The organism is Pseudomonadota bacterium (assembly GCA_039815145.1).
In the GTDB taxonomy this organism is placed as follows: domain Bacteria; phylum Pseudomonadota; class Gammaproteobacteria; order Steroidobacterales; family JBCBZW01; genus JBCBZW01.
The window spans coordinates 1-25317 of sequence record JBCBZW010000021.1; the positions used below are offsets into that span (position 1 = coordinate 1).

Here is a 25317-nt window from a genome sequence, read left to right on the forward strand (position 1 = left end):
CAAGTCCGCCCACCATACCCGCGCACCAGCGACGCGAGCTCGGCGTTGCGCAAAGTCACCTGTAGCTGCGGCTACAGGGAACTTCGCGCGCCTTGATCTCGCGCCGCTGGACGCACGGGGCTGGCGACCGGACTTGTGCAGAGCTTCCCTAGCCTGCTGAGGCAGCCTCCGCCGCTCGAGGCAGCGACATGGTCACCCGCAGGCCCCCCTCAGGCCGGTTGACAGCCGCGATAGCCCCGCCGTGTAGGCGCATGCAGCGCTCGGCGATGGCAAGGCCCAGCCCGCCACTCCCCGACCGCGTGCCACGTCCTTCCTCCACGCGAAAGAAGGGCGCGAAGAGCTGGGTGATCGCTTCCGGTGGAACACCCGGGCCCTGATCATCCACGGTCACCGTGACTCCCGCGTCGGTGCGTGCGATCGAGACCTCGACCCGCGAATCCGGCGCCGTGTGGCGCACGGCGTTGCGCACGACGTTTTCGAACGCACTCGCGATGGCGCCATCGAGGGGCATCACGAGGGGCTCCGACCCCGCCAGCAGCTGCACCTCCTTGCCCTCTGCGTGGGCTTCGAGGCTGGCGTCGTCCACCACGTTTTCCAGGAGGTCCACCAGGTCTATCGGTTGTCTGTGCAGCGCATCGGCGTGGTCGAGCTGGGCGAAGGCGAGGATGCTGGAGATCAGCTCGTCCACCCGATCGAGCTCGCGCTCCATGCGGTCGAGTTGCTCGGTGCTCGCGGGGGCGTCGTCGGCCGCCGCGCGCTGGCGCGCGATGGAGATCAACGCCAGCAGCCGAGCCAGGGGCGAGCGAAGCTCGTGGGATACGTCGCGCATCAGGCGCTGCTGATCCTGCAGCAAGCCCTCGACCTGCTCGGTCATGCGATCGAAGTCGCGGGCCAGGCTGGCGATGTCGTCCGATCGATTACCCACCGTGTGCGCCACGCGCACCGAGAGGTCACCGTCGGCGACGCGGCGCCCCGCCTCGCGGATGCGGCGCACGGGCAGCACGATGAAGCGGGCGAGGAGAATGGAGATCAAGGCACTCACGGCCAGGCCTACGGCGAGCATGAAGGTACGGCCGCCCGGGCGCACGAGCACCTGCGCCAGGGGGAAGAACTGATCGTCGCCGATGATCGTGTACCCGCGCAGGTCGGGCGAGTCTACGTGCAGCATCGGGCTGCTGTGCTGGCGTTTCCCCGTGTACACCTCAGCGATGCGTCGGGGGAGCGCACGGGCGAGCACGTCGTCGCCTGCCGGGTCGATGACGTAGATCTCCAGCAGCGGCGCCAGGCTCAGGTTCTGGCGCGTGAGCAGGGCCTCCACGGCGTTGTCCGGATCCTCTGCGAGGCCGGCGCTCAAGTCGCGGGCCACCTGCTGCACCAAGCGCGCGACGATGCGCTTGTCCGCGCTCTCGTCGCTGCCGGGCGCGAAGTGCACGGCGCTCAGGGAGATGGCCATGGTCAGCAGGAAGATGCCCCAGCTGGCAACGAGGATGCGTTGGTAGAAGGCCATCAGCTGAGGACGACGTAGAGGTAGCCACGCCCGCGCACGGTCTTGATCCGTTGTCGCCCATCGCTCAGGGGGCCTAGCTTTTTGCGTAGGTGGCCTACGTGCACGTCGACGCTGCGGTCGTAGGGCTGGAGGCGGCGACCGAGGGCGTGTTTGGCGATGGCGCCCTTGTCCACCACTTCCCCCGCCTGCGCCAGCAGGGCGTCCAGCACGAGGTACTCCGCGCCGGTGAGGGCGATGAGCTCGCCGTCGCGGTAGACGGAGCGGGAGCCAGCCTCCACCGTGAGATCACCGATGACGGCGCGGCCGGACTCCGCCTGCACGTCGCTGCTACCGCCGCCGCGCGTTCGCCGCATGATGGCCCGGATACGGGCGGCGAGTTCGCGCAGGTTGCAGGGCTTGGCCAGGTAGTCGTCGGCGCCGATCTCCAGCCCCAGGATGCGATCGAGGTCGTCGCCTCGCGCCGTGAGCATGATGACGGGCGTGTCGATTTGCTCACGGATCAGCTTCAGGACGGAGAAGCCGTTCTGCTTGGGGAGCCCCACATCGAGGAGGATCACGTCGTACTCGCCCGTGAGGGCGCTGCGCGCGCCGGCCTCGCCGTCGCCGCGGGCGGTGACGGCAAAGCCGCCTTCGGCGCCCAGGTACTCGTCGACGAGCTGAGCGAACTCGGCGTCGTCGTCCACCAGCAGCACCTTGATCTCTTGGGTCACGGGCAGATCGGGCAACACGGCCAGGGTCCTCTCGCTTGGGTCAGACATGCGCTACACCGTCCACCTTGCGCACGCCATCGTCAACGCTGGCGATCGGTGCCCTGCGCTCGCGCCAGTAGTTCACCAGGGGTTGCCACTGCACCCTCAGGGGGTTGTGACTGACAAACCCTGTGGTCACCCCGTAGTGCACGGGCTCGCGTTCCGCCTGATAGGTCCCGAAGAGTACATCCCACAGGATGAAGAATCCGGCGTAGTTGCGATCGACGTACTGCGCGTTGGCGCCATGGTGCACGCGATGGGCGGACGGCGTGTTGAGCAGCTTACCCTCGAAGGCGCCCAGCTTGGGAATCGCCTGTGTGTGCAGGGGGAACTGATACAGCAGTCCGATGCCGAGGGAGAGGGCGATGAACGGAGCGGGCAGCCCGAGCAGCGCCAGTGGCACGAAGTAGAGCGGCGTGACGGCCTTGCCCAACCAGGGGAGACGGATCGCGGTGCTCAGATTCATCCACGGGCTCGAGTGGTGTACCTGATGAATCGCCCACAGGGGCCGCCACCGATGACTGAGGCGATGAAACCAGTAGTAGGCGAAATCTGTCACCAGGAAGGTGAGGAGAAACACGGCGCCGGAGGTCGGTAGATCGACGACGCGCCAGGGCTGTACCAGGTTCAGCAGGAACAAGCTCCACGCGAGCGTGAGGGGTTTGATCAAGCCGTTGACGAAGGCGATCGCGACGTTGCACAGCACCTCGCGAACCTCGTAGGCGTGGCGCCTCGCGCGCCACGCCCACAGGCACTCCGCCAGGAACAGTGCCAGCATCACGCCGCCGAGGGCGAGCCTGGCGGTGCTCTCCATGCCCTAGCGACCGCCGCGGATCTTGTTGCGCATCTGGGTGCGCATCTCATCCTGCAAGCGTGCGAACTCCTCCATCTGCGTCTCGCTCAAGATGCCGTCGAGCTGCTGGCGCGTGTTCTCGCGAAGGTCCTGCATGTCGCCGCGCAGCTGGCGCGCCGTGCGGGGGCTCGGACGGCCGCCCTGGCCGCTGGGGTCGATGCCGTACTTGCGAAGGAGCTGCTGCTGTTGAGCGAAGCTTTCGGTGATGATCGGTTCGATCTGCACCTTCTGCTCCTCGGTGAGCTCCAGGCGCTCAGCCACATCGGCCAGACGCTGTTGCAGTTCTTCCTGCTGGGCTTGGTTCGGCTGGGCCACGGCGATAGCGGTGGCGAAGGTCAGGGCCAGGGTGAGAAATAGGCGTGTCATGCGGGGGCTCCCGTTTCCATGTGGATAGGGGAGCCACGATAGGCGCGGGGGCGTAAACCACCGCCATTGAACGGAAAGAAACGTAAAGGCGCGAGGCGCCCCGGTGTCGGCTCAGGCCTCGCCCTTGCCCACCAGCGCTTCGTACTCCTCCTGTTCGATGAGTCCCCCCGCCGTGTCGGCCTTGCCCTGGTCCTTTGCCGGCAGCGCGTCCTGCACGAAGTTGATCCGCTTCCAGGCCGGCATGGGCGTCTCTTGCCCCTCCTGAGGGACGTAGCGCGAGGTCTCCACCCGCTTGTGGGGATGGATGTAGCGCGGGCAGTTGACCCAGATCTCCTCGATCTTCACGTGCACCATGAACTGGGCTTCCGGGAAGTCGCCGAGCAGCGGTGAGTCGTCCACGATCTTGGCATCGCCCTGTACTCGCAGGCGATGGGGAGTCTCGAAGTCGATGAAGAGCATGCCGACCTTGGCCGTGCGGGCGAGATTACCCATGGAGTAGAACATGCCGTTGCCGTCGTAGCAGGGGAAGGCGAGGGTGCCTGGGTCGACGACGCGCACGAAGCCGGGGTTGCCGCCCTTGTAGGACACGGTGGGGCGGCCATGGGGATCGATCGTGGACAGGAAGAACATGTCGCGGCTGGCGAGGTAGGCCTGCTCCTGGTCGGTCAGGGCGTCGTGCACCAGCCCGCCTTCCATCAGATCGGCCATGCGGCGGCTGTCGAAACGGTCTTGCAGGGCGCGGTGTTCATCGGCGTAGAGCTTGCTCACCGGTGCGATCTCCTCGTGTGCAAAAGGGGGCAGTGCTACGTACCGGTGCGCCAACCGCCTCGGTCACGTCAGCGGGTGAGCCTGATCCAAGGGAAGGGTGGCGTCAACGGCCCGTGCGCCCGCACTAGTGAGTTAGGGTCAGTGCGGCAGGGCGCTGTGACTTTCCTGCACCTGGGCCTCGACCCAGCGCTGCACTTCGCTGCGCAGGGCCGCCAGCGGGAGCACGCCGTTGCCGAGCAGGGCGTCGTGGAAGTCGGGGAGGTCGAAGCGTTCGCCGAGCGCCTGCTCGGCTTCCTGGCGCAGGGCGATGATCTCCAGCGCCCCTGTGTCGTAGGCGGTGAGCTGGCCGGGTAGCACCGCGATGCGATCCACCATCACGTGTGCCTGCTCACCGGCGAAGCGCCCGGACTCGCGGAGGAAGGCCACCGCGCGCTCGCGGCTCCAGCCAAAGGCGTGGATCCCCGGATCGACCACCATGCCCCGCGAGGGCCAGGCGCGCCGGGTGATCTTCGCGAACACATCGTAGACCCCGGCCTCCTCGGCAAGCGCCTCGGCGTAGCGTGCCCAGCCCTCGACGTAGGCGGCGTTGGATGTCATCGAGACGGCGGGATGCAAGCGCAGACGTTCGTTAGCCGTGGCGATCTGCAGGTGATGGCCGGGCCACACCTCGTGGACCGTGAGGACTTGCGTCGATCCTCGGGTCGCTTGCTCCCAACCGTCGGTCGCGATGCGAAAGATCGCCGCGCTCGAGATGGTCGGGTTGCGCTCGTAGCGCGAGCTCTGGCCAGAGCCATCGAGGTAGGCGGGGTAGGGTTCGACCTGTGCCCGCTGGCGCGGTTGGTAGGCGAAGTAGGGGCCGATCTTCTCGCGCGCGTCGATCGCCGTGTCCGTGGCATAGGCGATGAACTCCTCGCGGGAGCTGAAGCTGTTGTTGGGTGCGGTATTGTTGCGACGAATGATCTCGCGGACCTCATTCGTCGCATAGGTGGTCGCGCCAGCGTCGATCACCGCTTGCCGATTCGCGGTGACCGCTGCTGAGCCCCGCGCAAACATCTCCTGCGCGTCGATGGTCAACGTGGTGTAGTGGCGTAGCCAGGCGTCGTAGCACTGCTTTCCTTTTGGCAGTTCGCTTATTCCCAGGGATGTGCGTGCCCGCGGTCGGTAGAAGGAGGAGAGGAAATCGCGGTGGCGTTCGACCGCCGGCAGGATGCGCTGCGCGAGCAGGGTGAGGGCCCTCTCCCGATAGGGGGCGTCCTCGCTGCGCGTGGCGAAGGCGGCGAGCGCCGAGTCTTCTGGGGATTCTGTCAGCAAACCCTCGAGTTGACCGATCACCCGGTCTACGACACTCACGGGCACGCTGTAGCCAGCCTCGAGGCCGCGCCTCAGCCAATCCTCCTGTTGGGCGATGTAGGCGGGGAAGGCCGACCATCGGCGCAGGGCGGCCGCGCGATCGGCCTCGCTGTCGAGGGGTTGTTTGCCGGCCACGCGCGGGTAGAGCGTTTGCCAGCCGCTCATGTGGTTGAGGCCCCACAGTTCGTTGCGGCAGACGCGCAGGCCCTGCGATGCGCCCAGCTGCTCGCGAAGGCTCACCCAGAGCACCCAAGCGCTCGCCTCGCGTGTGCGCAGGCTTTCGCCGTCGATGGCATCCAGGCGAGCGAGTAGCGCGTCTTCCAGGCGCTGGCCGCGGGCCAGACCCTCGGGCGAATTGTCGGCGAGCGCGCCGTGATCGACCCGCGAGGCCGCGTCTTCCCCGCCCACCCCCAGGTAGACCAACTCCGGAAGGGCGTCGAGTCGTGCGCTCATGTAATCGTTGCCGATGTCAACGACCTTATCGGCGTCGGACACCGGCGGGGCGGCGGCTAATACGGTGCTGACCATCGTAGTCAGCCACGCCAGTGCAAGATGCGAATGAGTATTGCGGTAATCCATAGCCCTAGTTACCCGTTCGCAAACTCGTGTGTCCTGGACGCTGGGAGGGGAACTGACCCACTCGGTTGCGGTCGCAGGCACCTGAGAGCGCTGCTAGGAGAGCGCAAATGAAAATCAGTCTTACCTGCGCCCGACTCTCAACGGGCAATTCTCCCGCGGGAGCAGTATAGACTTCATCCGCCTCGCCTCGGCGCACGAAAGTTGTACGCACAGCGTGCCGCGCCAGGCACTGACTCACACGGTTCACGATCCCGTCGTAAACCGGTTCTTGCGAAGTCGTGATAAGGAGCAAGAGATGACCGACTCTACCCGTAATGATTCGGGCCGCCGCCACTTTTTGAAGCTGGCCAGCGGCGCCGTGTTGGCGATTCCTCTCGCGGGCCGTGTCGCCCAGGCCGAAGACAATAAGGTCTCCGAGGATGATCCCACCGCCGTCGCCCTCGGCTACAAGCACGATGCCTCTACCGTCGATACCGCCGCCTACCCGGCCCGTGCCGGCGAGGACGGCGCCAAGAAGGTGTGCAAGAGCTGCCAGCTGTACATGGGCGGCGAGGAAGCTTGGGGCGCGTGCCCGATCTTCGCCGGCAAGCTGGTGAGCGCCAACGGTTGGTGCAACTCCTGGGTCGCCAAGGCCTGATGAGACGTCTCTCACCGCGCTGGGCGTCGTGCCCAGCGCGGTGAGGTCATCGGCCCCGCGCGCGATCATGCATCGCGGCTCAGGGCCTCGGCCTCGCTCGCTGAGAGAGGCACCAGCGCATCGCCGCGCGTCAGCGTCCCTTCCTGCACCACGCGCGCGCAAATTCCGCCGTGTCCCCTCACGGCGTTGTAGCCCCCGGCACCGAGTGCGTCCTCCATGTGGGAGCAGGGTGCACAGGGACCCGTCCCCACAAGAATCGCCGAGCCCAAGCGAAAGGGGCGCTCTCGCAGGGCGAGCAACTGCAATCCGCTGACGCCGATGTTCCGTCGCAGTAGGGCAGGATCCACCGCGGCGCGCCCGGCGAGGGCGGCGATCACCGGCAGGTGTTCCCACTGAAATAGGGTGATCGCTCGCTTGCCTGGGCGCTGGCGTCGGTCGCCTGCCAGGCCGCTGGCGGTGATCGTGGCCGTGTCGACCACCTCGACTGGCCCGCGCCGTTGCGTGCGCAAGCCGATCCACTGAACCTCGCCCGCCTGGGCGTGCTGCTCCATGAGCTCCCGAATGGTGCGCATCGTCGCCCTGCATCGATGGTGTTGCTGCTGCGAAGGCGAGAGTGTGGTTGCCAGTCAGGGCTGGGCGCAAGTGACCGACGGGGAACACGCCTCAGGCGCCTACTGGTTGTAGTAGCGCACGATTCCGCGACGCTGCAAGGCGAGGAGCTCGGCCAGGTCATCGGCGGTGAGATCTTCGCCGAACAGGGGGCCTGCCACCTCGTCGCAGCCGTAGCGGGTCAACAGGTTCACCTCATCGGAGTTGTCCACGGACGTGGCGCCGACCTTCATGTCGAGGGCGTGCACGAACCGAGCGACGGCGTTGCACATGCGCTGCCCCGATTGGCTGCGCAGCTGTTGCACGAGGGCGTTCGATAGCTCGACGCCGCGGAAGGGTTGAGCCGCGAGGTCCGTGAGGCGGATCCGTTCGGCACCGAACTCGCGCAGCATGACTTGAACGCCGAGGCGAGCGAGGGCGACCAGGGTCGCCGCCGTATCCCCTCGCATCACCGCACGCTCCGGCGCGGTGACACAGATCTGCTCCGGCGCCACACCGCGCTCGCGACACTGGGTCTTGAGCTGGTTCGGCAGCTCTTCGCTGAGCTGGCCGATCTGCGCTTGGAAGCGGATGACGGCGCTGTCCTCGAGTTCGTCGCCCAGCACGCCGGGCACGCTGGACAAGGCCAGCTCCAGGGTCTGATGGAGCAGCAGCGCGGACAGGCCCGTCGATTCGGCGAAACTGATCAATCGGGAGGATCCGATCTCCCCGCGCATCGGCGACTCGAGGACCGGGCGCACCTGCACGGCGAGGATCTCCCCCGAGCCAGCATTGACCACCGGTGAGTGGCGCAGCTTGAGTTGACCCTGTTCGATCGCCATGCGCAGTTCGTCCTGCACGTCGAGGCGGGAGAGGCTTCGCTGCGGCATCGTGTCGCTGTAGAAGGCGGGCCGCGCGCGGAACTGACCCGTGCGATCGTTCAGGGCGGCGTAGGCGTTTTGCAGGAGAACTTCTGCATCGTTCCCATCGCGCGGGAACAGGGAGATGCCGATACCGCTCTTCACGGCGAATTCTCGACCCTCCACCGCGAAGGGCGCGGCCAGGGTTTCGCTGATGCGCTCGGCGAGGGGAGTGACCTGCGATGCACCGGTGACGCCGGGTACCACGAGGCCGATGGCGTCGCGGGCGAGCAGGGCGATCTCGTCGCGTTCGCTCTGGTCGCGGCGCCGCCGGATACGGGCGCCGATGCGATCGGCGGCGAGTTGCAGGATCTTCACGCTGACGGCGCGACCGAAGGACGCGTTGATCGTGTCGAGCTGGGGGAACTCGATCACCACCATGGCGACCGAGTCTTCGCGCAGGCGTGCGTCGTTGAAGCAGTCAACGGCTCGCGCCGTGAGCCAGTGGCGGGTGCGAAGGCCGGTCTCCGTGTCGAGGTCCACGCTCGTGCTGGCGAGGCCCACCACGGTCGCTTCTTCGCGCAGGCTGTCGGCTGCACGCAGCAGCACTAGTACGGTGCTACGGCCGTGGGCACGGAAGCGCGCTTCGCACTCCACGTCCTGACCGTCGGCGCTGGGCAGCGTCAGCCGTGCAGACTGCGGTCGACGCGACTTGAGCACCTTGCGCGCCTCGCGCTGGATGGCTTCGCCCGCTTGCGTCGGCCAGAAGTCCGACAGGTGACGGCCGCATGGACTGGCGTCGAACAGGAAGCCGTCCGTGCCCGCGCACGCGTCCACGACCACGCCCTGGCGATCGACGATCAATAGGGTGTCTGGAAGGCTAGTGCCCAGCATTTCCTGCAACGTACTCATAGCCGAGCAGGGTGCGCCGTTGCGTTGATGGTCTCAATGAACGGGCGCACAGGCTGCCAGGTCCACGCCTTACAGGCCGTGTGTCGTGGGGCGCCAAGACCCGAACCGGGCCCACGACACCCACCCGCGAGGTTGATCTGGATCACACCTGTAGCATCTCGCGAGGTGTGTCCGCGAAAGTGAGAACGGGCGAATTCCGTTGCCTCCAGCACCCGAGCACACTGCGGCCAAGCGGTAAGCCGATGGGGTAGCAGGATCCGGGTGATGGGTCCCAGCGCGCCCCACCGTTCCATTTTTGAGGCGCAGTTGTGAGTCGAACCCTGATAGTGGTGCTGGTGGCCTTGCTCGGCGAACTCGCCCTGGCGAGTGCGTCGCCGCCGATGTACTTCGAACATCTGTCCGTGCAAGACGGCCTGTCGCAGAGCACGGTCAACGTTGTGCACCAGGACTCCCAAGGGTTTATCTGGATCGGCACGGAGAGCGGGCTGAACCGCTACGACGGCTACGAGGTGCGGCGCTACCAGAGCCGTCGCGACGACCCGTCTAGCCTGCCGAGCGATTACATCTGGGACATCGAAGAAGACGCCGACGGCAACCTCTGGCTGGCCACCGACGGCGGCGGTGTCGTGCGCTGGGTGCGCGCGACGGACAAGTTCCAGTCCTTCGCCGTCGATCGTGACGGACGCCAATCGGGCGGCGCCCTCTCCAGTGGATCGGTGCGCTCGATCGCCCTCGGCGCCGACGATAAAGTGTGGATCGGAACCCGCGGCGGCGGCCTGAATCGCCTCGATCCGGCCACCGGCCTGGTGGACATCTTTCGCGCCGGAGATCCTGGCACCGGCGCCCTGGCCAGCGATGAGGTGCGCGCGCTCCTCATCGACTCGCGCAATCGCCTCTGGGTGGGCACGGTGGAAGGCCTGCACCGCTACGACGCAAGCTCGGGCAACTTCATTCGCTACACCCACGACCCGAGTCGACCCGAATCCTTGAGCGACAACACGGTAGTAGCCATCGCAGAGGACAGTGCGGGCAGCCTCTGGGTGGGTACCTTCGAGGGAGGCCTGAACCGCCTGGTCGAGTCGGCCCTCGGCACGGTGTCCTTCGAGCACTTTCGGGCGGACCCGAAGACGCCCGGCAGCTTGTCGCACAACTACGTGCGCGCGATTCAGTCCGATAGCTTCGGGCGCTTGTGGGTGGGGACCGCCGATGGTCTCAACCTCCTCAATGCGGCCGAGGGTACCTTCAGTACCTATCGGGATAGTAAGCTGGATTCGAACAGTCTCGCCGGCAACTACATCATGGGGCTCTACGAGGACGCTGGAGGCCTGCTCTGGGTAGGCACGCGCTCCGGGGGGGTATCCCGCTGGAACCCGCGTTCGTGGTCGATGGGGCACTTTGCCGGCGGTTGGCTGGACAACTCGATCGTCACCGCGCTGGTGGCCGATCGTGAGAACAAGCTGTGGATCGGCACGCTCGGCAACGGCCTCGCCCAGCTAGATCCCACCAGTCGCGAGTTGCGGGTGGACAGCGCGGAGCGTCCCTTGGGTCCGGTGCTGGAAGACACCCGGACCATGTCGTTGATGATCGACCAGGCCGAGAGCCTGTGGGTGGGCACGATGACCGGCGGCGTGCACCGCTACGATCCCACCACCGGTGAGACGGTGGTCTATCGCAACGTGCCGGGCGATCCGAACAGCATCAGTGCAAACGGCATCATGTCCCTGTTCGAGGCGGGCGACGGCAGCGTGTGGGTCGGCACCCACGGCGGTGGCGTGAGCGTGCTGGACAAGGCCACGGGGCGCTGGAAGCAATGGCCCCATGACCCGCTCAACGACCACGCCTTGAGCGGTCCGCGCGCCAGCGTGATCGCGCAAACGCCGGACGGCACGATCTGGGTGGGTACCGACAACGCCGGGCTCAATCGCTTCGATCCGCAGCTCCAGGGCTTCCACGTGTTCCGCAGCGACCGCAGCGATCCGAACAAGCTGCCGAGCGATGCGGTGTTCGCGCTGCACGTGGCCGAGGATGGCACCCTGTGGCTGGGCACGGCGCAGGGGGATCTCATCGAGGTGGACTACGCCGGCGCCTCGCCGGGCGATGTCGTGTTCCGCTCCGTCGAGGAGATCGGGCTGCAGCTGAACGCCATCTACGGGATTCAATCGGACGAGGCGGGCCGCCTGTGGCTCTCCACCAACAACGGCCTGATGCGGTACAACCCGCAGAACGGCGAGAGCAAGCTGTACCGCCGCAGCCACGGCTTGCAGGGCGATGAGTTCAACTTCGCTGCCCACGATCGCGGCGCCAACGGCATGCTCTTCTTCGGCGGTGTCAACGGCCTGAACGCGTTCTTCCCGGACGACGTCGAGGACCCGGCGCGACCTCCGCCCGTGGTCATCACCGACATTCGCATCTTCAACCTGCCCGCGCAGACCGAGGATCCGCCCTCGCTGGTGCGCGCCCTCACCCTCGACCACACGCAGGACATGATCTCCTTCGCCTTCGCGGCGCTGGACTTCAATGCACCCGGCGAGAATCGCTACGAGTACCGCCTCGTGGGCTTCGACCGCGACTGGAACACGGTGGGTCCCCTCAACCAGGCCACGTACACGAACCTGGATGCGGGCAGCTACGTGTTCCAAGTGCGGGCGGCCAACAGCGACGGCGTGTGGAGCGGCAGCCGCTCCATCGACGTGCGTGTGCTGCCGGCTCCCTGGGAGACGATTTGGGCGTACATCGCCTACGTGGCCACCGCACTGTTGCTGGTCCTCGGACTCCTCTTGTGGCAGCGCCAAAGGCATGAGCGCGAGGCAGAGATGCGTCGCCTGGAGAACTTCGACAAGCTGACCGGCCTGCCCAACCGCAAGCTCTTCACCGAGCGCCTGCAGGAGGGGATCGACGAGGCGTCGGAGCGCGATGAGGGCATGGCCGTCATCCACATCGACCTCGACAAGTTCAAGCGCATCAACGACACCCTCGGTCAGGCGGTAGGTGATAACGTCATCAAGGAGATCTCCTCGCGCCTCGCTCAGGAAGTCAGCCAGTCGAGCGACGGCGTGGGCCGTCGTGAGCTCGCCCACGCGGGGGGCGATGAGTTCTTCATCTTCGTGCGCCACATGTCGGCCATGCCCGAGGCGGAGCGCCTGGCGAGCACACTGCGAAATCGCATCTGCGCGCCGGTGCAGCACAGCGGTCAGGAGTTCGTGATCACCGCCAGTATCGGTATCGCCTCCTACCCCGAGCACGGCGACTCGTCCGAGCAGCTCATCGCGCAGGCGGACACGGCCACCTTCAAGGTCAAGCAAGAGGGCGGCAACGCTCACGTGCGCTACACGCGGCGCATGAACTCGCGCCAGGTGCAGCGCTTCGAACTCGAGAACGATCTGCGCACGGCGATCAAGCAGGGCGAGCTCGAGATCTACTTCCAGCCGAAGTTCTCCGCCCGCACCTTCGAGATCGTCGGCGCCGAGGCCTTGCTGCGCTGGCGCCACCCAACGCGGGGCTTCGTCTCACCGGCGGAGTTCATCCCGATCGCCGAGGAATCCGGCCTCATCGGCGACCTGGGCCATTTCGTCAGCTACGCGGCGAGTCAGCAGCAGGGGATCTGGCAGCGCAACGGCTTCGAGGTGGTGCCCATCGCCATCAACCTGTCGGCGGCGGAGTTCCATCGCGGCGACCCCGTCGACACCCTGCGCCTGGCGACCGACGTGGCGGAGATCTCGCCCACGCTCATCGAGGTGGAGATCACCGAGTCGATGTTGTTCCACGACCTCGGCGAGGTGGCGCGTTCCCTGGCCACCCTGCGTGAGCTCGGTTTCTCCCTGTCGGTCGATGACTTCGGCACGGGGTATTCATCGCTCGGCTACCTGCGCAACCTGCCCCTGGACGCGCTGAAGATCGATCGTCAGTTCGTGTCGGACATCGGCGAGGATGCGGTGAGCGGACCGATCTGCGAGGCCATCATCGGCGTCGCGCACAGCTTGGGTCTGCGGGTGATCGCCGAGGGCATCGAGACGGAAGTGCAGGTTCGAGCCCTGCAGCGCTCGGGTTGCGATGAGTTCCAGGGCTTCCTTTTCGCCCGCCCCCTCACCTGCACCCAGTTCGAGTACTGGCTGCTGAACCGACGACATCCCTTAGGCGAGCGCTACGCCCTGACGGACGCGTCGGAGCAGGTGCAGGCCGGCTGAGGGCTCGCCCAGGCGGGCGCTGCTCAGTCGATCAGTGCCCGGGCGAAGTGGTGGCGCACCTGACGTCGCCACCAGGCCCAGTCGTGGTCCACGTCGTGGCCCCACAGGTCCGTCTCGCAGCTGATGCCCTTGGAGGTGAGTAGCTCGCCGAGGGCTGCCGTGTCCTCGATGTTCCCATCCTCCCACTTGCCCTGCCCGCACACGAGCGTGAGGTGCGTGTTCTCGCGTACGGCGTCGAGGTAGCCGCCCGTCATGTTGGCGACGTAGGCCATGGGGTTGTTGAAGTAGACGTCTTCGTTGGTGAAGCCATCGGTGAGGCGGGTGGCGTGGTAGCGCCCGCTCATGCACAGGGCGTAGCGGAAGATCTTGGGGAACTTCAGGGCCAGGTTGGCGGCGTAGAAGGCGCCCATGCTCGTGCCTGTCACGGCGATGGGGATGTCCTCGCTCTCGCAGTCCTGGCGGATCAGGGGCACCAGTTCCTCCACCAGGTAGCGCTCGAAGGCCATGTGGCGGCGGATGCGCCATTGCGGTGGGCCTTCCTTGCGCGTCCAGGCCTCGGCCACGTTGCTCTCGGTGCAGTAGAGCTTGAGGCGACCGGCATCGAGCCAGTCACCCAAGGTCTCGATCATGCCGCCGGCTTCCCACTCGTGAGCCATACCGGCAGCGGAAGGAAGCACCAGCACTGGCGGCCCGAAATGCCCGTAGCGCCACAGGTGCATGGGTCGATCCATGTGCTTGGTGGGGACGAGGTCGTGCTTCCTGAACATGCCTTTACTTCCTAGAACGTGAGGCCCGCGTGAGGTCCGCGGGGCTGCGATGGCGGTAAGGGGGCGTAGCGTAGCGCAGGCGCTCGCCGAGGGGGAACCGCTGGGAGCGCGGCGAACTCAGCCTTGGCCCGTGAGATCGCGGTAGCGGCGCAGATGGCGAAAGGCGGTGACCCGGTCGCCGGCCAGCCCGTGGAGACGGGAGAGATTGAAGTGCGTATCCGCATGATCGGGATCGCGCTCCAGCGCCAGCTCGTAGGCGGTGATCGCCTCGGCGTGCCGGCCCTGGTCCTCGAGCGCCACCCCGAGGTTGAAGCGCGCCGTGGGGTGCTCCGGATACACCGCGAGGGCGCGGCGGTAGCACTGTTCGGCGTCCTGCACGTCGCCCGTGTCGTGCAGCAGCCGACCCAGGTTGATGTTGGCATCGGCGTGGCGTGGATCTACTGCGACGGCCTGGGCGTAGGCCACGATGGCGCGGTCCGCCTCGTCTACGGACTCGAGGTCGAGGCCGAGGACGAACCAGTCCTCGGCGGTGGTGGCGATGTCCTCTTCCGCCGCATCGGCACTGGCGATGACCAGCGGGGCCGCATCCGCGGCGAGGTCGTGGACGTTGAAGTCGAAGGTGGCTTGTCCCGTCTCCGGTTGCCACAGGGTGCCTTGCTCGCGCACGAGCACCTTGTCCCCCACGGCGGTAATACGCACGCCCGTGAGCGGCTGCCGCGAGGGCAGCCGTTGGCGCAGGGCGTGCAGGGCGGTGCGGATCCGTCGCGCGGGCACTTGCGCCTGCTCCAGCTCGCTGGCCGCGCGCAGAAGCACGATGTCGCGGAAGCTGTAACGGTACTGGCTGCCCTGCGCCTCGCGCTCGGCATCCAGCAGGCCGGCGCGCGCGAAGCTGCGCACACGCTCCAGGGGCAGGGCGGCGAGCTGAGCCGCTTCACGGGTGGTGTATCCGCGCATAGGGGTGCTGCTGCTGGTCGAGAGCGTTGGTGGGGCGAGCTGGGCGCTGCTGGCGTGTGCCATCGTACGGTGACCGATCGAGGCTTGAAAAGCGGATCAGCGCTCGCCGGCCGCCACCTTGCGCTTGCGGGTGGTGGGGCTTGAGCTGCTGGTGCTGGCCTTCTTCTTTTTCCTGGTCGTCGCCTTCTTGGCGGCGGGGCTCTTGCGCGCAGGCTTGCGCGACTGACCTTCCTCACCGTCGCGCGAGGCGATGCTCGCCTTCAGCGCCTCCATGATATCGATGATCTTGTCATCCGCGTGCTCGGCCGGGGTGACGCTGATGTCCTCACCGTCCACCTTGCGCTGGATCAGATCCAGCATCCGTTCGCGCACCTCGTCCTTGTACTTCTCCGGCTCGAAGCGCTCACTAGCCGATTGCTCGATGAGCTGCACCGCGAGGTCGAGTTCGCCGTCACGCACCTCCGCCGTCTCCACCTCCAGGTCGGAGAAGCGGCGCAGTTCCTGCGCGTAGTGCAGCTGCTCCAGCATCAAGCCGTCCTCGAAGGGGCGCACCATCACCAGGTGCTGGCGCCCGCGCGCAGCGTAGCGAGCGATGGCGGCTCGGCCGGTCTTGCGCAGGGCTGCGGCCAGCAAGCTGTAGGCGCGAGCGCCACCCTTGTCCGGCCCGAGGTAGTAGGCCTTGTCCACCATCAGGTGATCGACCTGGGAAGCCTCGATGAACTCCACCACGTCGATCATCTGGTCCGCCGTGGCTTCCAGCGCCTTTAGCTCCTCGGGGGAGAACAGCACGTACTGGTCCTTACTGAACTCGTAGCCCTTGACGATCTCGCTGCGCGGCACCGGTTCGCCAGTCTTGGCCGAGACGGTCTGGTGCTTGATGCGCGAGCCGTCCTTGCTGTGGATCTGGTTGAAACGCACCGCGTGGGTGGAATCGACGGCGGCGAAGAGCTTCACCGGAATCGAGACCAGACCGAAGGCGATGCTGGCTGAGGCCAACGCGCGTGCTGCCATGGCTACCCGCTCCCTTGTTTGTTGAGCGATGATGACGGTTCGTCAGCATAGCCCCCAGGGGGGCTCTCAGGCAACTCACGTGCCCGGTAAAACAACAGAAAAACTCGCAACTTACAGGGCAAAGCGATCTGCCGACTCAACTCCGGAGCCCTTCGCCGGCGGGTGGCCCGTGGCGGGGGGTAACCTGTTTGTTGTGCAGCAGCATCACGCCCAGGCGCGCCACTACGATCTGCGCCTGGAGATGGCGGGCGTGCTGGTCTCCTGGGCCGTGCCCAAGGGGCCGTCGCCGAACTCCTCCACCAAGCGCTTTGCGGTGCAGACCGAGGACCACCCCCTGGAGTACGCCAACTTCGAAGGGGTGATTCCCGAAGGCAACTACGGCGCCGGCACGATGATCGTGTGGGACCAGGGGCGCTGGGAGCCGCTGGAAGATGTCGATGCTGGCTTCGAGAAGGGCAAGCTGCTTTTCAACCTCCACGGCGCCAAGCTGCACGGCCGCTGGACCCTCATCAAGACCAAACGTGGGGAGAAGGACTGGCTGCTCATCAAGGAGCGCGATCGCCACGTTCAGGATGAGGACACGGACGAGGCCTACCCGCACGATTCGGTGCTGAGCGGACTCACGGTGGAGCAGGTGGCGGCTGGCTACGACGCCGATGCGGCGCTCGGTGCGCAGCTGGCTAAGGCGTCGGGCGCTGAGCGGCGTCGGGTCGAACTGTCGGCGGTGAAGCCGATGCTGGCCGAGCCGGCCAAGCCCTTCAGTGACCCCGCCTGGCTGTTCGAACCGAAGCTGGATGGCTATCGGCTGCTGGCGGCGAGGGAGGGTGGCGACCAACCGGTGGTGCTGAGGTCGCGCAAGGGGAACGATCTCACCGACACGTTCCCGGAGGTCGCCTTCGCTCTCTCGCGCCTGCCCGTGACGCGATGGTTGATCGATGGCGAGGTCGTCGTGAATGACGCGCGGGGCCTGCCGTCCTTCGCCCTCATGCAACAGCGCGCCAAACGTCTGCGGCGAACGGATGTGCGGGCGGCGAGCGTGCGCATGCCGGCGCAGTACCACGCCTTCGATCTCCCCGTGGTGGGCGACTTCGATCTGCGCTCCCTGCCCCTGCACGAGCGCAAGCAGTGGCTGGCGAAGCTCCTGCCGAGCAGCGGCCTGGTGCGCTACACGGGGCATGTGCAAGAGGCGGGGGAGGCCCTGTACGAGCAAGCGCAGCGCCTGGACCTCGAGGGCTTGATGGCCAAGCGCGCCGACTCGCCCTACGTGGAGGGGCGATCGGCGCACTGGCGCAAGCTTCCCGTGGAGCACCGGGCGGATTGTCTGGTGCTCGGCTACACGGACAGCGACGGGGCTCAGAGTGGCTTCGGCGCCCTGCTGCTCGGTCAGTATCAAGGCGATCGACTGCGCTACGTGGGGCGGGTCGGCACGGGCTTCGACGGTGCCCTGAGAGATCGGTTGGCAGCGAGGCTGCGCACGGCTGCGCCCTTGGCGAAGCTCCCCGAGGCCCTGCCTCCTGGGGCGATGGGTAGTTGGCATTGGCGCTCGAGCGATCTGATCTGTGAGGTACGTCACAAGCAGTACAGTGGCGAGGGGCGCTTGCGCCAACCGGTGTTCCTGCGCCTGCGTGAAGATAAGGAGATCCACGAGTGCCTCTACGCGGGGGCAGGGGAACCCGAGCAGTCGGCCGCCACGACGACTGACTCGGCGCCGTCGGATGCGCCCACCGGTGCGCAGCAGCCCGCCGAGGTGCCGGTGACCAATCAGGATAAGGTCTTCTGGCCGGAGGATGGGATCACCAAGGGCCAGCTCGTCAGCTACTACGATCAGATCGCCCCTTACCTTTTACCTTATCTTCGCGATAGGCCTCTCGTGCTGACCCGCTATCCCGATGGCATCGAAGGGAAGTCCTTCTTCCAGAAAGATGCCCCCGCCTACGCACCCCCTTGGCTGCGCCGCGAAACCCTGTGGAGCCAACACGCCGAGCGCGAGATCAACTACTTCGTGGCTGAGGACGAGCAGGCCCTGCGCTGGATCATCAACTTAGGCACGATCCCCCTGCACATCTGGTCCAGCCGCCTCAGTCACCTGGCCCATCCGGACTGGAGCATCATCGACCTCGATCCCAAGGGCGCCCCCTTTTCGGACGTGTTGAGGATCGCTCGCTTCCTGCAGGCGCTGTGTGCGGACGTGCAGCTGCCGGCCTTCGTGAAGACCACTGGATCCACCGGCCTGCACATTTTGTTGCCCCTGGGCGGGCAGCTCGCCTACGAGCAATCGCGCACGCTGGCGGAGCTGCTGGCGCGTATCACGGTAGCCGCCTTGCCGAAAATCGCCACCATCACGCGCGCCGTGGAGCGGCGCCAGAACAAGGTGTACATCGATTATCTGCAGAACGGCCACGGCCGCCTGCTGGTCGCTCCCTACAGCGTGCGCCCCCTGCCGGGCGCCCCCGTGTCAATGCCCCTGGCCTGGCGCGAGGTCAAGGGTGGTCTCCAATCGCAGCGCTACACGGTGACCAATGCGCTACGCCGCTTGCGCTCCCTGCGCGTCGACCCATGGGCCGATCTATTGACCGAGGCACCGGATCTGCTGGCGGTGCTGCAGCGCCTCGGCAGCCGTTGGGAGGCACACCGAGACGCTTGAGGGGCGTGGGGCTCGGCGCAGCCACCTTGTGATACTCTGAAGGGAGTTTTCGTGCGCGTTCACCTCATGCCCTGGCGATCACCCCTCCTGCTCATCTGCGCCCTTGCGCTGCTCACCGCTTGCTCCAGCACCACCTCCGTGGTCATGGTCGATCGCATTCGGCCGGGCAACGGCTACGCACTGATCGTCGTGCACACCAACTGGGAGGCGTACGAGATCGGTTTCGAGCGGCTCCAGCTCTACTACGCGCCGAGGGGCGATGGCGCGTCGGGCAAGGTGAGGGTCAGGCGAAGCGGCGAGTTGGAGCTGGTCGAACTGCCGGCGGGTGACTATCAATGGCGCGAGGTGCGCCTGGGCCTGCACAGCGTTCCCCTTTCCCGCGATAGCGGATTCCGCGTCCGCGAGGGCGCCATCACCTATCTGGGCGATCTCGAAGCCGCCTACGATCGCGACACGCGAAAGCTGATCAGCCTCGAGGTGCGCGATGGCGCCGACGTCGCGCGGGAGCGCTTCCGCGAGGCCAACACGCCGCTGCTCGAGCGCTATCCCCTGTACACCGATCAGATCATGGTGCTCACCCCGGAGCCGGCGCTGCGCGACCCTCGCGATCAGCCTTGATCTTCCCCACTCGCAGGTAGACCCATGAGCGCAGCGCCACCACCAGTGCTTCGTGTGGAGGGCTTGCGCAGGATGCGCCAGGAGGAGCAGGCGGCGATCGACGGTGTCGATCTGCAGATCTCGCCCGGCGAGGCCTTTTGCCTGCTCGGTCAGTCGGGCAGCGGCGCCCGCACCATGCTCCACGCCTTGGGGGGCTTGGTTCAGGTGGATGAAGGGCGTATCGAACTCGACGGCGAGGACATCACGGCTGCGCCGGCCCATCGCCGGCAGCTGAACACGGTGTTTCGGTCGAACGCCTTGTTCCCCCACCTGAGCGTGGCCGGGAACATCCGCTTCGGGCTGCAGCGCGAGGGCCTTGGTAAGGCGCAGATGCGCGAACGGCTGGATGAGATGCTGGCGCTGCTGCAACTCGAAGCGCAAGCGACCCTCAAACCACAGGCACTCACGAGCGAGCAACAACGCCGCGTCGCCCTCGCGCGCTGCCTGGCGAAGCGACCGCGTTTGTTGCTCCTGGAGGAACCCCTCGGCGGCCTCGATCAGCAGCAGCGAGTCGACATGCAGTTGGTCTTGCTCAGGATGCGGGCGACGCTCGATCTCACCTTCGTCATCGCGACGCGCGACTGGGAGGAAGCGATCACGATGGCCACGCGAGTGGGCGTCATGCGATCGGGACGCCTCGAGCAGGTGGGGTCACCGCGTGAGATCTACGACACTCCTCGGAATCGGTTCGTGGCTGGCCAGGTGGGGATCACCAACGCCTTCGACGGGGAGGTTACGGGGCAGCGCGATAGCGGGTTTTTGACCGTGCGCGTTGAGGGGATGGGCGATGATCTGCAGGTAAGCGGTGCCGCACCCCTGGCGCCCGGTACCAAGGTCACGGTGATGGTCAGGCCCGAACGGCTTCGCTTTCTCACTCTCAAGGATCGGGTGGATGAGAGTTTTGTGAGCAACGCGTTCGAAGCCGAGGTCACCCAGCGCATCTTCCGCGGCGAACGCTTTTCTTATGTGGTTAGCTTTGGCGGGCGGACGCTGCAGGTGAGCATCCCCCATGGGTTCCTCGACGAGGGTGCCCCCAGCCCCGAGGTGGGTGAGCGCGTGCGCCTGGCGTTTACCCCGCCAGCCGCGTGGGTGCTCAGCGAGTGAATCGAGCGGTGGCCAGCGGACTGCGCATCTCCACGACCGCAGGTCCTGGCACCCGTAGGTGGCGAGGTGTGGTGATCCTCCTGCCGATGCTCTGGCTGATTGGCGTGGTCGTATTGCCGATGCTCGTGCTATTGAAGGTGGCACTGGCGCAGGCGCCCGCAGCCGACGGCGTAGTGAACGTGTTCTCGTGGCAGGTCTCCCTGGAGCACCTGCGGCAGCTGGCTGAGGATGCCCGCTACTCGTCGGCATATATCAACTCGCTTCGGATGGCTTCGCTCACCACCATCGCCTGTCTGCTGCTCGGTGTGCCGTTGGCGCTCGCGATTGCGCGCAGCCCTCGGCGCTGGCGGGGGCTGTTGCTGTTCGCTGCGGTGTTGCCGTTCTTCACATCCTTCCTGCTGCGCGCCTACGCTTGGATGGGGTTTGTGGGAAGCGCGGGTCCGCTCGACGTCGCCCTGCGGGTCTTCGGCGTGGACGCCGGGATCCTCGCCGTGCTCGGTTCGCCACCAGTGATCCTGCTCGGCATGGTCTACACCTATCTGCCGATGATGGTGGTGCCCGTGTACGTGAATCTGGTACGCCAGGACGTGCGCTTGCTTGAGGCGGCTCGCGATCTCGGCGCCTCCGAGCTACATAGCGTTGTCTCCATCACCCTGCCCCTGGCCCTGCCCGGCATGCTCGCTGGGTGCATGTTGGTGTTCGGTCCGGCCGTTGGGGAGTTCATCGTTCCGGTGCTGTTGGCCGGGGCCGAGGCGCCGATGGTCGGCGTGGTGATCTGGGAGGCGTTCTTCACCGCCGGCGATTGGCCGGTGGCGGCCGCCTTGGCCGTCGTGCTGGGTCTGCTGCTCCTGTCACCGATGGCGCTGTTACAGGCGCGCCTCCTGCTGCCGGCCGGGGAGTCCCGCGCATGAGCGCTCGGGCGCGCTGGCCGCTGTACAGCGTAGCGGCATTCACCTATGCATTGCTTTATGTGCCCCTGTTCACCTTGATCATCGGCGCGTTCAACGGCTCGCCTCAGGGCGGCGCCTGGGGTGGATTCTCCTTGCGCTGGTTCACCGCTCTGTTCGCCGATCAGCGAGTGCTCGGCGCTGCAGCTTTCAGCCTGCGCGTAGCGGCGGTGAATGCGACGTTGGCGCTCGTGCTCGGCACGCTGGCCGCGGTGGCTCTCGAGCGGATCGGGGGATTCCGGGGTCGCGCAGCCCTTGGCGGTCTGGTGGGCTTGCCGCTCGTGGTGCCGGAGGTGATCACGGGCTTGTCGTTGGTCCTGTTGTTCGTCGCCTTGGAGCAAGCCGTCGGCTGGCCGGCGCGTCGCGGGGGCGATGTGATTGCGATCGCGCATGCGACCCTTGCCACCGCCTACACCGCCGTCCTGTTGCGCGACCGACTTGCTCGCCTGGACCGCAGTCTGGAGGCGGCGGCGAGGGATCTGGGCGCCCACCCAGCTGCGGCCTTCGCCCTGGTGACGGTACCGGCCTTGGCTCCAGCGATGTTCGCGGCCTGGATCCTGGCGTTCACCCTATCCCTGGACGACTTGATGATCGCCAGCTTCGTGGCGGACGCCGACGCCCTGAGCTTGCCCATGGTAGTGTTCGCCGAGTCCCGTTCGGGGCTCAACCCGCTGGTCAATGCACTGGCTACCGTTATGATTGTGCTCGTGGCCAGCGGGCTCGCCTTGAGCGCATGGATGAGGAGTCGCCGTGCCAGCTGACCCGTCAATGTCCCCGGCCGCCGTGCGCATCGCCATGTGGTCCGGGCCGCGCAACATCTCCACGGCCATGATGCGGGCCTTCGATGCGCGCGGGGATTGCGCCGTGTGCGACGAGCCGCTGTACGCGCACTACCTGCACGAGACCCGACTTGCCCATCCCGCCGCGCAGGAGGTGATCGCCTCCCAGTCGACCAACTGGCGTGAGGTGGTGGCCGAACTCCTGGGGCCTGTACCCGGCGCTAAAGCCCTGTGGTACCAAAAGCACATGAGCCATCATCTGCTCGAGGTGATCGACCGCCAGTGGATCTTGCCGTTGCGTAACGCCTTTCTGATCCGTTCGCCTCGCGCGATGCTCGCGTCCCTGGCGCGGGTGCTCGATCAACCACGGATCGAAGACACCGGCCTACCCCAACAGGTGGCGCTCTTCGAGTGGCTGACCGAGCGCACCGGGCTGATACCGCCGGTTGTAGACAGCGAAGATGTGTTGCGCGATCCGCCCGCCTTGCTGAGTGCCCTCTGCGCGCACCTTCGCGTCCCGTTCACCGAGGCGATGTTGACCTGGGCGCCCGGTCCGCGCGCGAGTGATGGCGTGTGGGCGGAGCACTGGTACGGCTCCGTGACCAACAGTGCCGGTTTCAGCCCGTGGCAGGCGCGGGAGGTCGAGGTGCCCGAGGTGGTGGCGCCGCTGGTAGCTCCCTGCGAGGCGCTCTACGCCAAGCTCTATCGCCATCGCCTGCGCTGACCCGCGCCGTTGCCCGGCGCCTTCTCGACGGCAATCGCGGTAGACTGTCGGGCGCACGCGGGCTGACCTGTCGCTAGCCTTCGGCGCCGTCGATCACCCTGCCGAGATCCATGCCGGTGAGCGCTTCCACAGACAGCCAATCCGAGATTCCTGCCATCCGGGAGGAGGAGCAGCCCGAGCGCGGCCGCCTTGGACCGATCGTGTTCCTGCTCGGTGCTTGCTTCGTGCTCGTGGCGACGCCGCTGGTGATCGCGATCTCCGTGGCCTACTTCAGTGTGGAAGGGCTGTCGGATGCTGCGGCGCGGGAGGTGGAGGACACGAGCAACATCGCTGCCTTCGCCCGTGATGTGGCGCGAGATATTACCGAGCTGCGTCGTTTCAGTCGGCAGGCCCCGGTGGTCGCTGCCGACAAGGAGCTCTACGAGGATCTGTACTCGGCGGTGACATCGCGTCAGATCAAGATGAGCAAGACCATCCACAACCTGCTCAACCAGCCTATCGACGAGTCGCCTCGCCGGCAGCTGCACGAATTGTTGGAGATGAGTGCCGCGCTCCTGGTTGGGTTTGTGGAGCGCCCAGAGGATCCCGATCGCTTGGCTATGATCGACGAGATGCAGCGTCTGGTCGATGAGGTGATCACCTACCCCGAGACCAAGCGCCTGCAGGTCACGGCGCAGGTGCGTGAGCGCGCCCAGCGCACCCTCGATGTGCTGACCAAGCTGCTGGTGGCAGCCATTCCGACGGCGGCGCTCCTAATCGTGCTCTTCACCTTCTTGATCTCACAGTCCATGCGCGACATCACCGGTGCCATCAAGCAGCTGGGCGACAACCGCTTCGAGGACCGCATCAGCGTCAAGGGGCCTGCCGACCTGCGGGCGCTCGGCGGTGAGTTGGACGTGCTTCGAGACCGCCTGCAGCAAGCCGAGATTCAGAAGCAACGTTTCCTGCGCCACATGTCGCACGAGCTCAAGACACCGCTCGCGAGCCTCCTGGAGGGCACGGAGCTGTTCGTCGACGGATCCCTCGGCCACTTGCCCACGGCCCAGTCCGAGGTGGCGGGTATTTTGCGCAGCAATGCGCAGGAACTGCGCCATCTCATCGAAAACTTGCTCGACTACAGCGCGTGGCAGTCCCATGGCAGCACCTTGCGCTGCACCGAGTTCGACCTACAGGTACTGTGTTCGCAGGTGCTCGACCAGTATCGACTGATGATGCGTACGCGGCGCGTGACCGTGGATCAGCGCGTCGTACCTGTCGATCTGATGGCCGATCGCGACAAGCTGCGCACGGTCCTGAGCAACTTGTTGTCAAACGCTATCAAATACACGCCGGAGAACGGCACCATCTTTTTGCGCGCCTACCGCGCGGGCGGTCACTTGCTGTTAGATATCGCGGACTCGGGGCCCAATATTCCCGAGGCGGAGAGAGCCCACGTGTTCGAACCGTTTTACACCGGAACACCGCCACAGCAGGCACACTTGAAGGGCAGCGGCATCGGCCTATCGCTGGTGCGCGAATACGTGAGAGCCCATGGGGGCGAGGTAAACCTGGTGGATGGAATTTATCGCGGCGCGCACTTCCGGATACGGATGCCGGTAAAGGCGCAGTCAGGACCGGTGAGGGTATCCGCATGAGCGCAGTCGCACCGCAGCGCCGGCGCGCGAATCGGCGACTCATCGGCGCAGGGATGGCGGCCCTGGTCGCCACGCTCACGCTCAGTGCTTGCGAGACCCTGGGTGACCTCGGTGGGGAGCGCATCGGCTCGGGTAGTCCCACCGTAACCGGCGAATGGTTGGAGCAGCCGCGCGCCTACGCCACGCGGATTGCCAGTGCGGAAGCGCCGAGTCGTGCGCGCGAACGCCAGCAGGCTCTGGCCGCTCTGCTGCGCGACCCGCGGGCCGATTCCGCCGTACGTGCCCAGCTGATCTACTCCGCTGCGGTGCTCGACGTGGAAGAGGCCTACCAGGCACGCGATGAGATCGCGTCAGCCCTCAGCCAAGCGCCGAGCCCCTTCGCCAAGGCCGTGCTGACGAGCCTCGATCTTTCGATCGAGCAGCGCCAGAGCGCTTACCGCGAGGCGCTGGAGCAGGAAAACCTGCGCAACGTCGAGATTCAGGAGCGGACGGAGGCGGAACTCGAGCGCGACCGCCTGGCCCGGGAGCGAGCCCGCCTCGCGCGCGCCCTGGAGGAAGCACAAGGTCGCCTCAGGGCCCTTATGTCCATCGAAGAGCAGCTCCAGAGCGACGGCACCTGAACCCGCCCAGAGCGGCGGCACCCGAACCCGCCCCTAGCGACCACATCTGACACGCAAATCGTCTCGCAAATTCAGGAGCTTGGAGAGGATCACGCTTTGCCCGGCGGGCGCGTGGTAGCGTGT

General features: G+C 66.4%; 21 protein-coding genes. 10 read left to right on the top strand and 11 right to left on the bottom strand.

From position 1 onward, the window contains the following. Window positions 1-148: 148 nt before the first annotated feature. From AAF184_07990 to AAF184_08015, 6 genes are all read right to left on the bottom strand, one after another. Window positions 149-1507 carry an ATP-binding protein gene (locus tag AAF184_07990; GenBank protein MEO0422258.1) on the bottom strand — a complete coding sequence of 453 codons (1359 nt, stop codon included), beginning with the start codon at window positions 1505-1507 and terminating at the stop codon, window positions 149-151. Next, entirely contained in the window at window positions 1507-2265 is a 759-nt protein-coding gene (locus AAF184_07995) for a response regulator transcription factor (GenBank protein ID MEO0422259.1), read from the bottom strand. Before AAF184_07995 ends, AAF184_07990 begins: the two co-directional genes overlap by 1 nt. Then, window positions 2258-3070 (bottom strand): sterol desaturase family protein, encoded by an 813-nt coding sequence (locus AAF184_08000; GenBank protein ID MEO0422260.1) that lies wholly within the window; start codon window positions 3068-3070, stop codon window positions 2258-2260. The genes AAF184_07995 and AAF184_08000 overlap by 8 nt, the downstream gene beginning before the upstream one ends. Before the next feature lie 3 nt (window positions 3071-3073). Beyond that, window positions 3074-3475 (bottom strand): hypothetical protein, encoded by a 402-nt coding sequence (locus tag AAF184_08005; protein MEO0422261.1) that lies wholly within the window; start codon window positions 3473-3475, stop codon window positions 3074-3076. Window positions 3476-3586: 111 nt separating this feature from the next. Further along, window positions 3587-4243 carry a pyridoxamine 5'-phosphate oxidase family protein gene (locus AAF184_08010; protein ID MEO0422262.1) on the bottom strand — a complete coding sequence of 219 codons (657 nt, stop codon included), beginning with the start codon at window positions 4241-4243 and terminating at the stop codon, window positions 3587-3589. Between the two features lie 138 nt (window positions 4244-4381). Further along, a complete protein-coding gene (locus tag AAF184_08015) occupies window positions 4382-6121 on the bottom strand; it encodes a DUF885 domain-containing protein (protein MEO0422263.1) in 1740 nt (579 codons plus the stop codon). A 346-nt stretch (window positions 6122-6467) separates the two neighbouring features. On the opposite strand from AAF184_08015, the gene AAF184_08020 reads away from it, so the two are divergent. Beyond that, window positions 6468-6809: a high-potential iron-sulfur protein gene (locus tag AAF184_08020; protein ID MEO0422264.1), complete on the top strand. Its 342-nt coding sequence runs from the start codon at window positions 6468-6470 to the stop codon at window positions 6807-6809. Window positions 6810-6874: 65 nt separating this feature from the next. Here the strand turns inward: AAF184_08020 and AAF184_08025 are convergent, their stop codons facing one another. Further along, window positions 6875-7381: an MOSC domain-containing protein gene (locus tag AAF184_08025; protein MEO0422265.1), complete on the bottom strand. Its 507-nt coding sequence runs from the start codon at window positions 7379-7381 to the stop codon at window positions 6875-6877. 99 nt (window positions 7382-7480) lie between these two features. Then, on the bottom strand, window positions 7481-9151 hold the full coding sequence (locus tag AAF184_08030; protein ID MEO0422266.1) for an EAL domain-containing protein: 1671 nt from the start codon (window positions 9149-9151) through the stop codon (window positions 7481-7483). Between the two features lie 326 nt (window positions 9152-9477). On the opposite strand from AAF184_08030, the gene AAF184_08035 reads away from it, so the two are divergent. Then, window positions 9478-13353, top strand: a complete 3876-nt coding sequence (locus AAF184_08035) for an EAL domain-containing protein (protein ID MEO0422267.1) — start codon at window positions 9478-9480, stop codon at window positions 13351-13353. 23 nt (window positions 13354-13376) lie between these two features. Here the strand turns inward: AAF184_08035 and AAF184_08040 are convergent, their stop codons facing one another. The 3 genes from AAF184_08040 to AAF184_08050 all read right to left on the bottom strand — a co-directional run bounded on the left by AAF184_08040 (window position 13377) and on the right by AAF184_08050 (window position 16085). Then, on the bottom strand, window positions 13377-14120 hold the full coding sequence (locus tag AAF184_08040; protein MEO0422268.1) for an alpha/beta hydrolase-fold protein: 744 nt from the start codon (window positions 14118-14120) through the stop codon (window positions 13377-13379). Window positions 14121-14237: 117 nt separating this feature from the next. Next, a complete protein-coding gene (locus AAF184_08045; GenBank protein ID MEO0422269.1) occupies window positions 14238-15137 on the bottom strand; it encodes a tetratricopeptide repeat protein in 900 nt (299 codons plus the stop codon). A gap of 33 nt (window positions 15138-15170) precedes the next feature. Continuing rightward, window positions 15171-16085 (bottom strand): Ku protein, encoded by a 915-nt coding sequence (locus AAF184_08050; protein MEO0422270.1) that lies wholly within the window; start codon window positions 16083-16085, stop codon window positions 15171-15173. 79 nt (window positions 16086-16164) lie between these two features. Between AAF184_08050 and ligD the strand changes: the two genes are divergently transcribed. The 8 genes from ligD (at window position 16165) to AAF184_08090 (ending at window position 25194) form a co-directional block, all read left to right on the top strand. Beyond that, window positions 16165-18729 carry a DNA ligase D gene (gene ligD / locus AAF184_08055; GenBank protein MEO0422271.1) on the top strand — a complete coding sequence of 855 codons (2565 nt, stop codon included), beginning with the start codon at window positions 16165-16167 and terminating at the stop codon, window positions 18727-18729. A 51-nt stretch (window positions 18730-18780) separates the two neighbouring features. Next, window positions 18781-19347, top strand: coding sequence for a hypothetical protein (locus AAF184_08060; GenBank protein ID MEO0422272.1), 567 nt, complete (start codon window positions 18781-18783; stop codon window positions 19345-19347). Window positions 19348-19371: 24 nt separating this feature from the next. Further along, on the top strand, window positions 19372-20490 hold the full coding sequence (locus tag AAF184_08065; protein MEO0422273.1) for an ABC transporter ATP-binding protein: 1119 nt from the start codon (window positions 19372-19374) through the stop codon (window positions 20488-20490). Further along, window positions 20487-21401, top strand: a complete 915-nt coding sequence (locus tag AAF184_08070) for an ABC transporter permease (protein MEO0422274.1) — start codon at window positions 20487-20489, stop codon at window positions 21399-21401. The genes AAF184_08065 and AAF184_08070 overlap by 4 nt, the downstream gene beginning before the upstream one ends. Then, on the top strand, window positions 21398-22198 hold the full coding sequence (locus AAF184_08075) for an ABC transporter permease subunit (GenBank protein ID MEO0422275.1): 801 nt from the start codon (window positions 21398-21400) through the stop codon (window positions 22196-22198). Before AAF184_08070 ends, AAF184_08075 begins: the two co-directional genes overlap by 4 nt. After that, complete coding sequence (locus AAF184_08080) at window positions 22188-22940, top strand: HAD family hydrolase (protein MEO0422276.1); 753 nt, start codon at window positions 22188-22190, stop codon at window positions 22938-22940. Before AAF184_08075 ends, AAF184_08080 begins: the two co-directional genes overlap by 11 nt. Before the next feature lie 116 nt (window positions 22941-23056). Next, the gene (locus AAF184_08085; protein ID MEO0422277.1) at window positions 23057-24574 is read left to right on the top strand and encodes a HAMP domain-containing sensor histidine kinase; all 1518 of its coding nucleotides are present in this window, start codon (window positions 23057-23059) and stop codon (window positions 24572-24574) included. After that, window positions 24571-25194 (top strand): hypothetical protein, encoded by a 624-nt coding sequence (locus AAF184_08090; protein ID MEO0422278.1) that lies wholly within the window; start codon window positions 24571-24573, stop codon window positions 25192-25194. Before AAF184_08085 ends, AAF184_08090 begins: the two co-directional genes overlap by 4 nt. The last annotated feature ends 123 nt before the right edge of the window (window positions 25195-25317 follow it).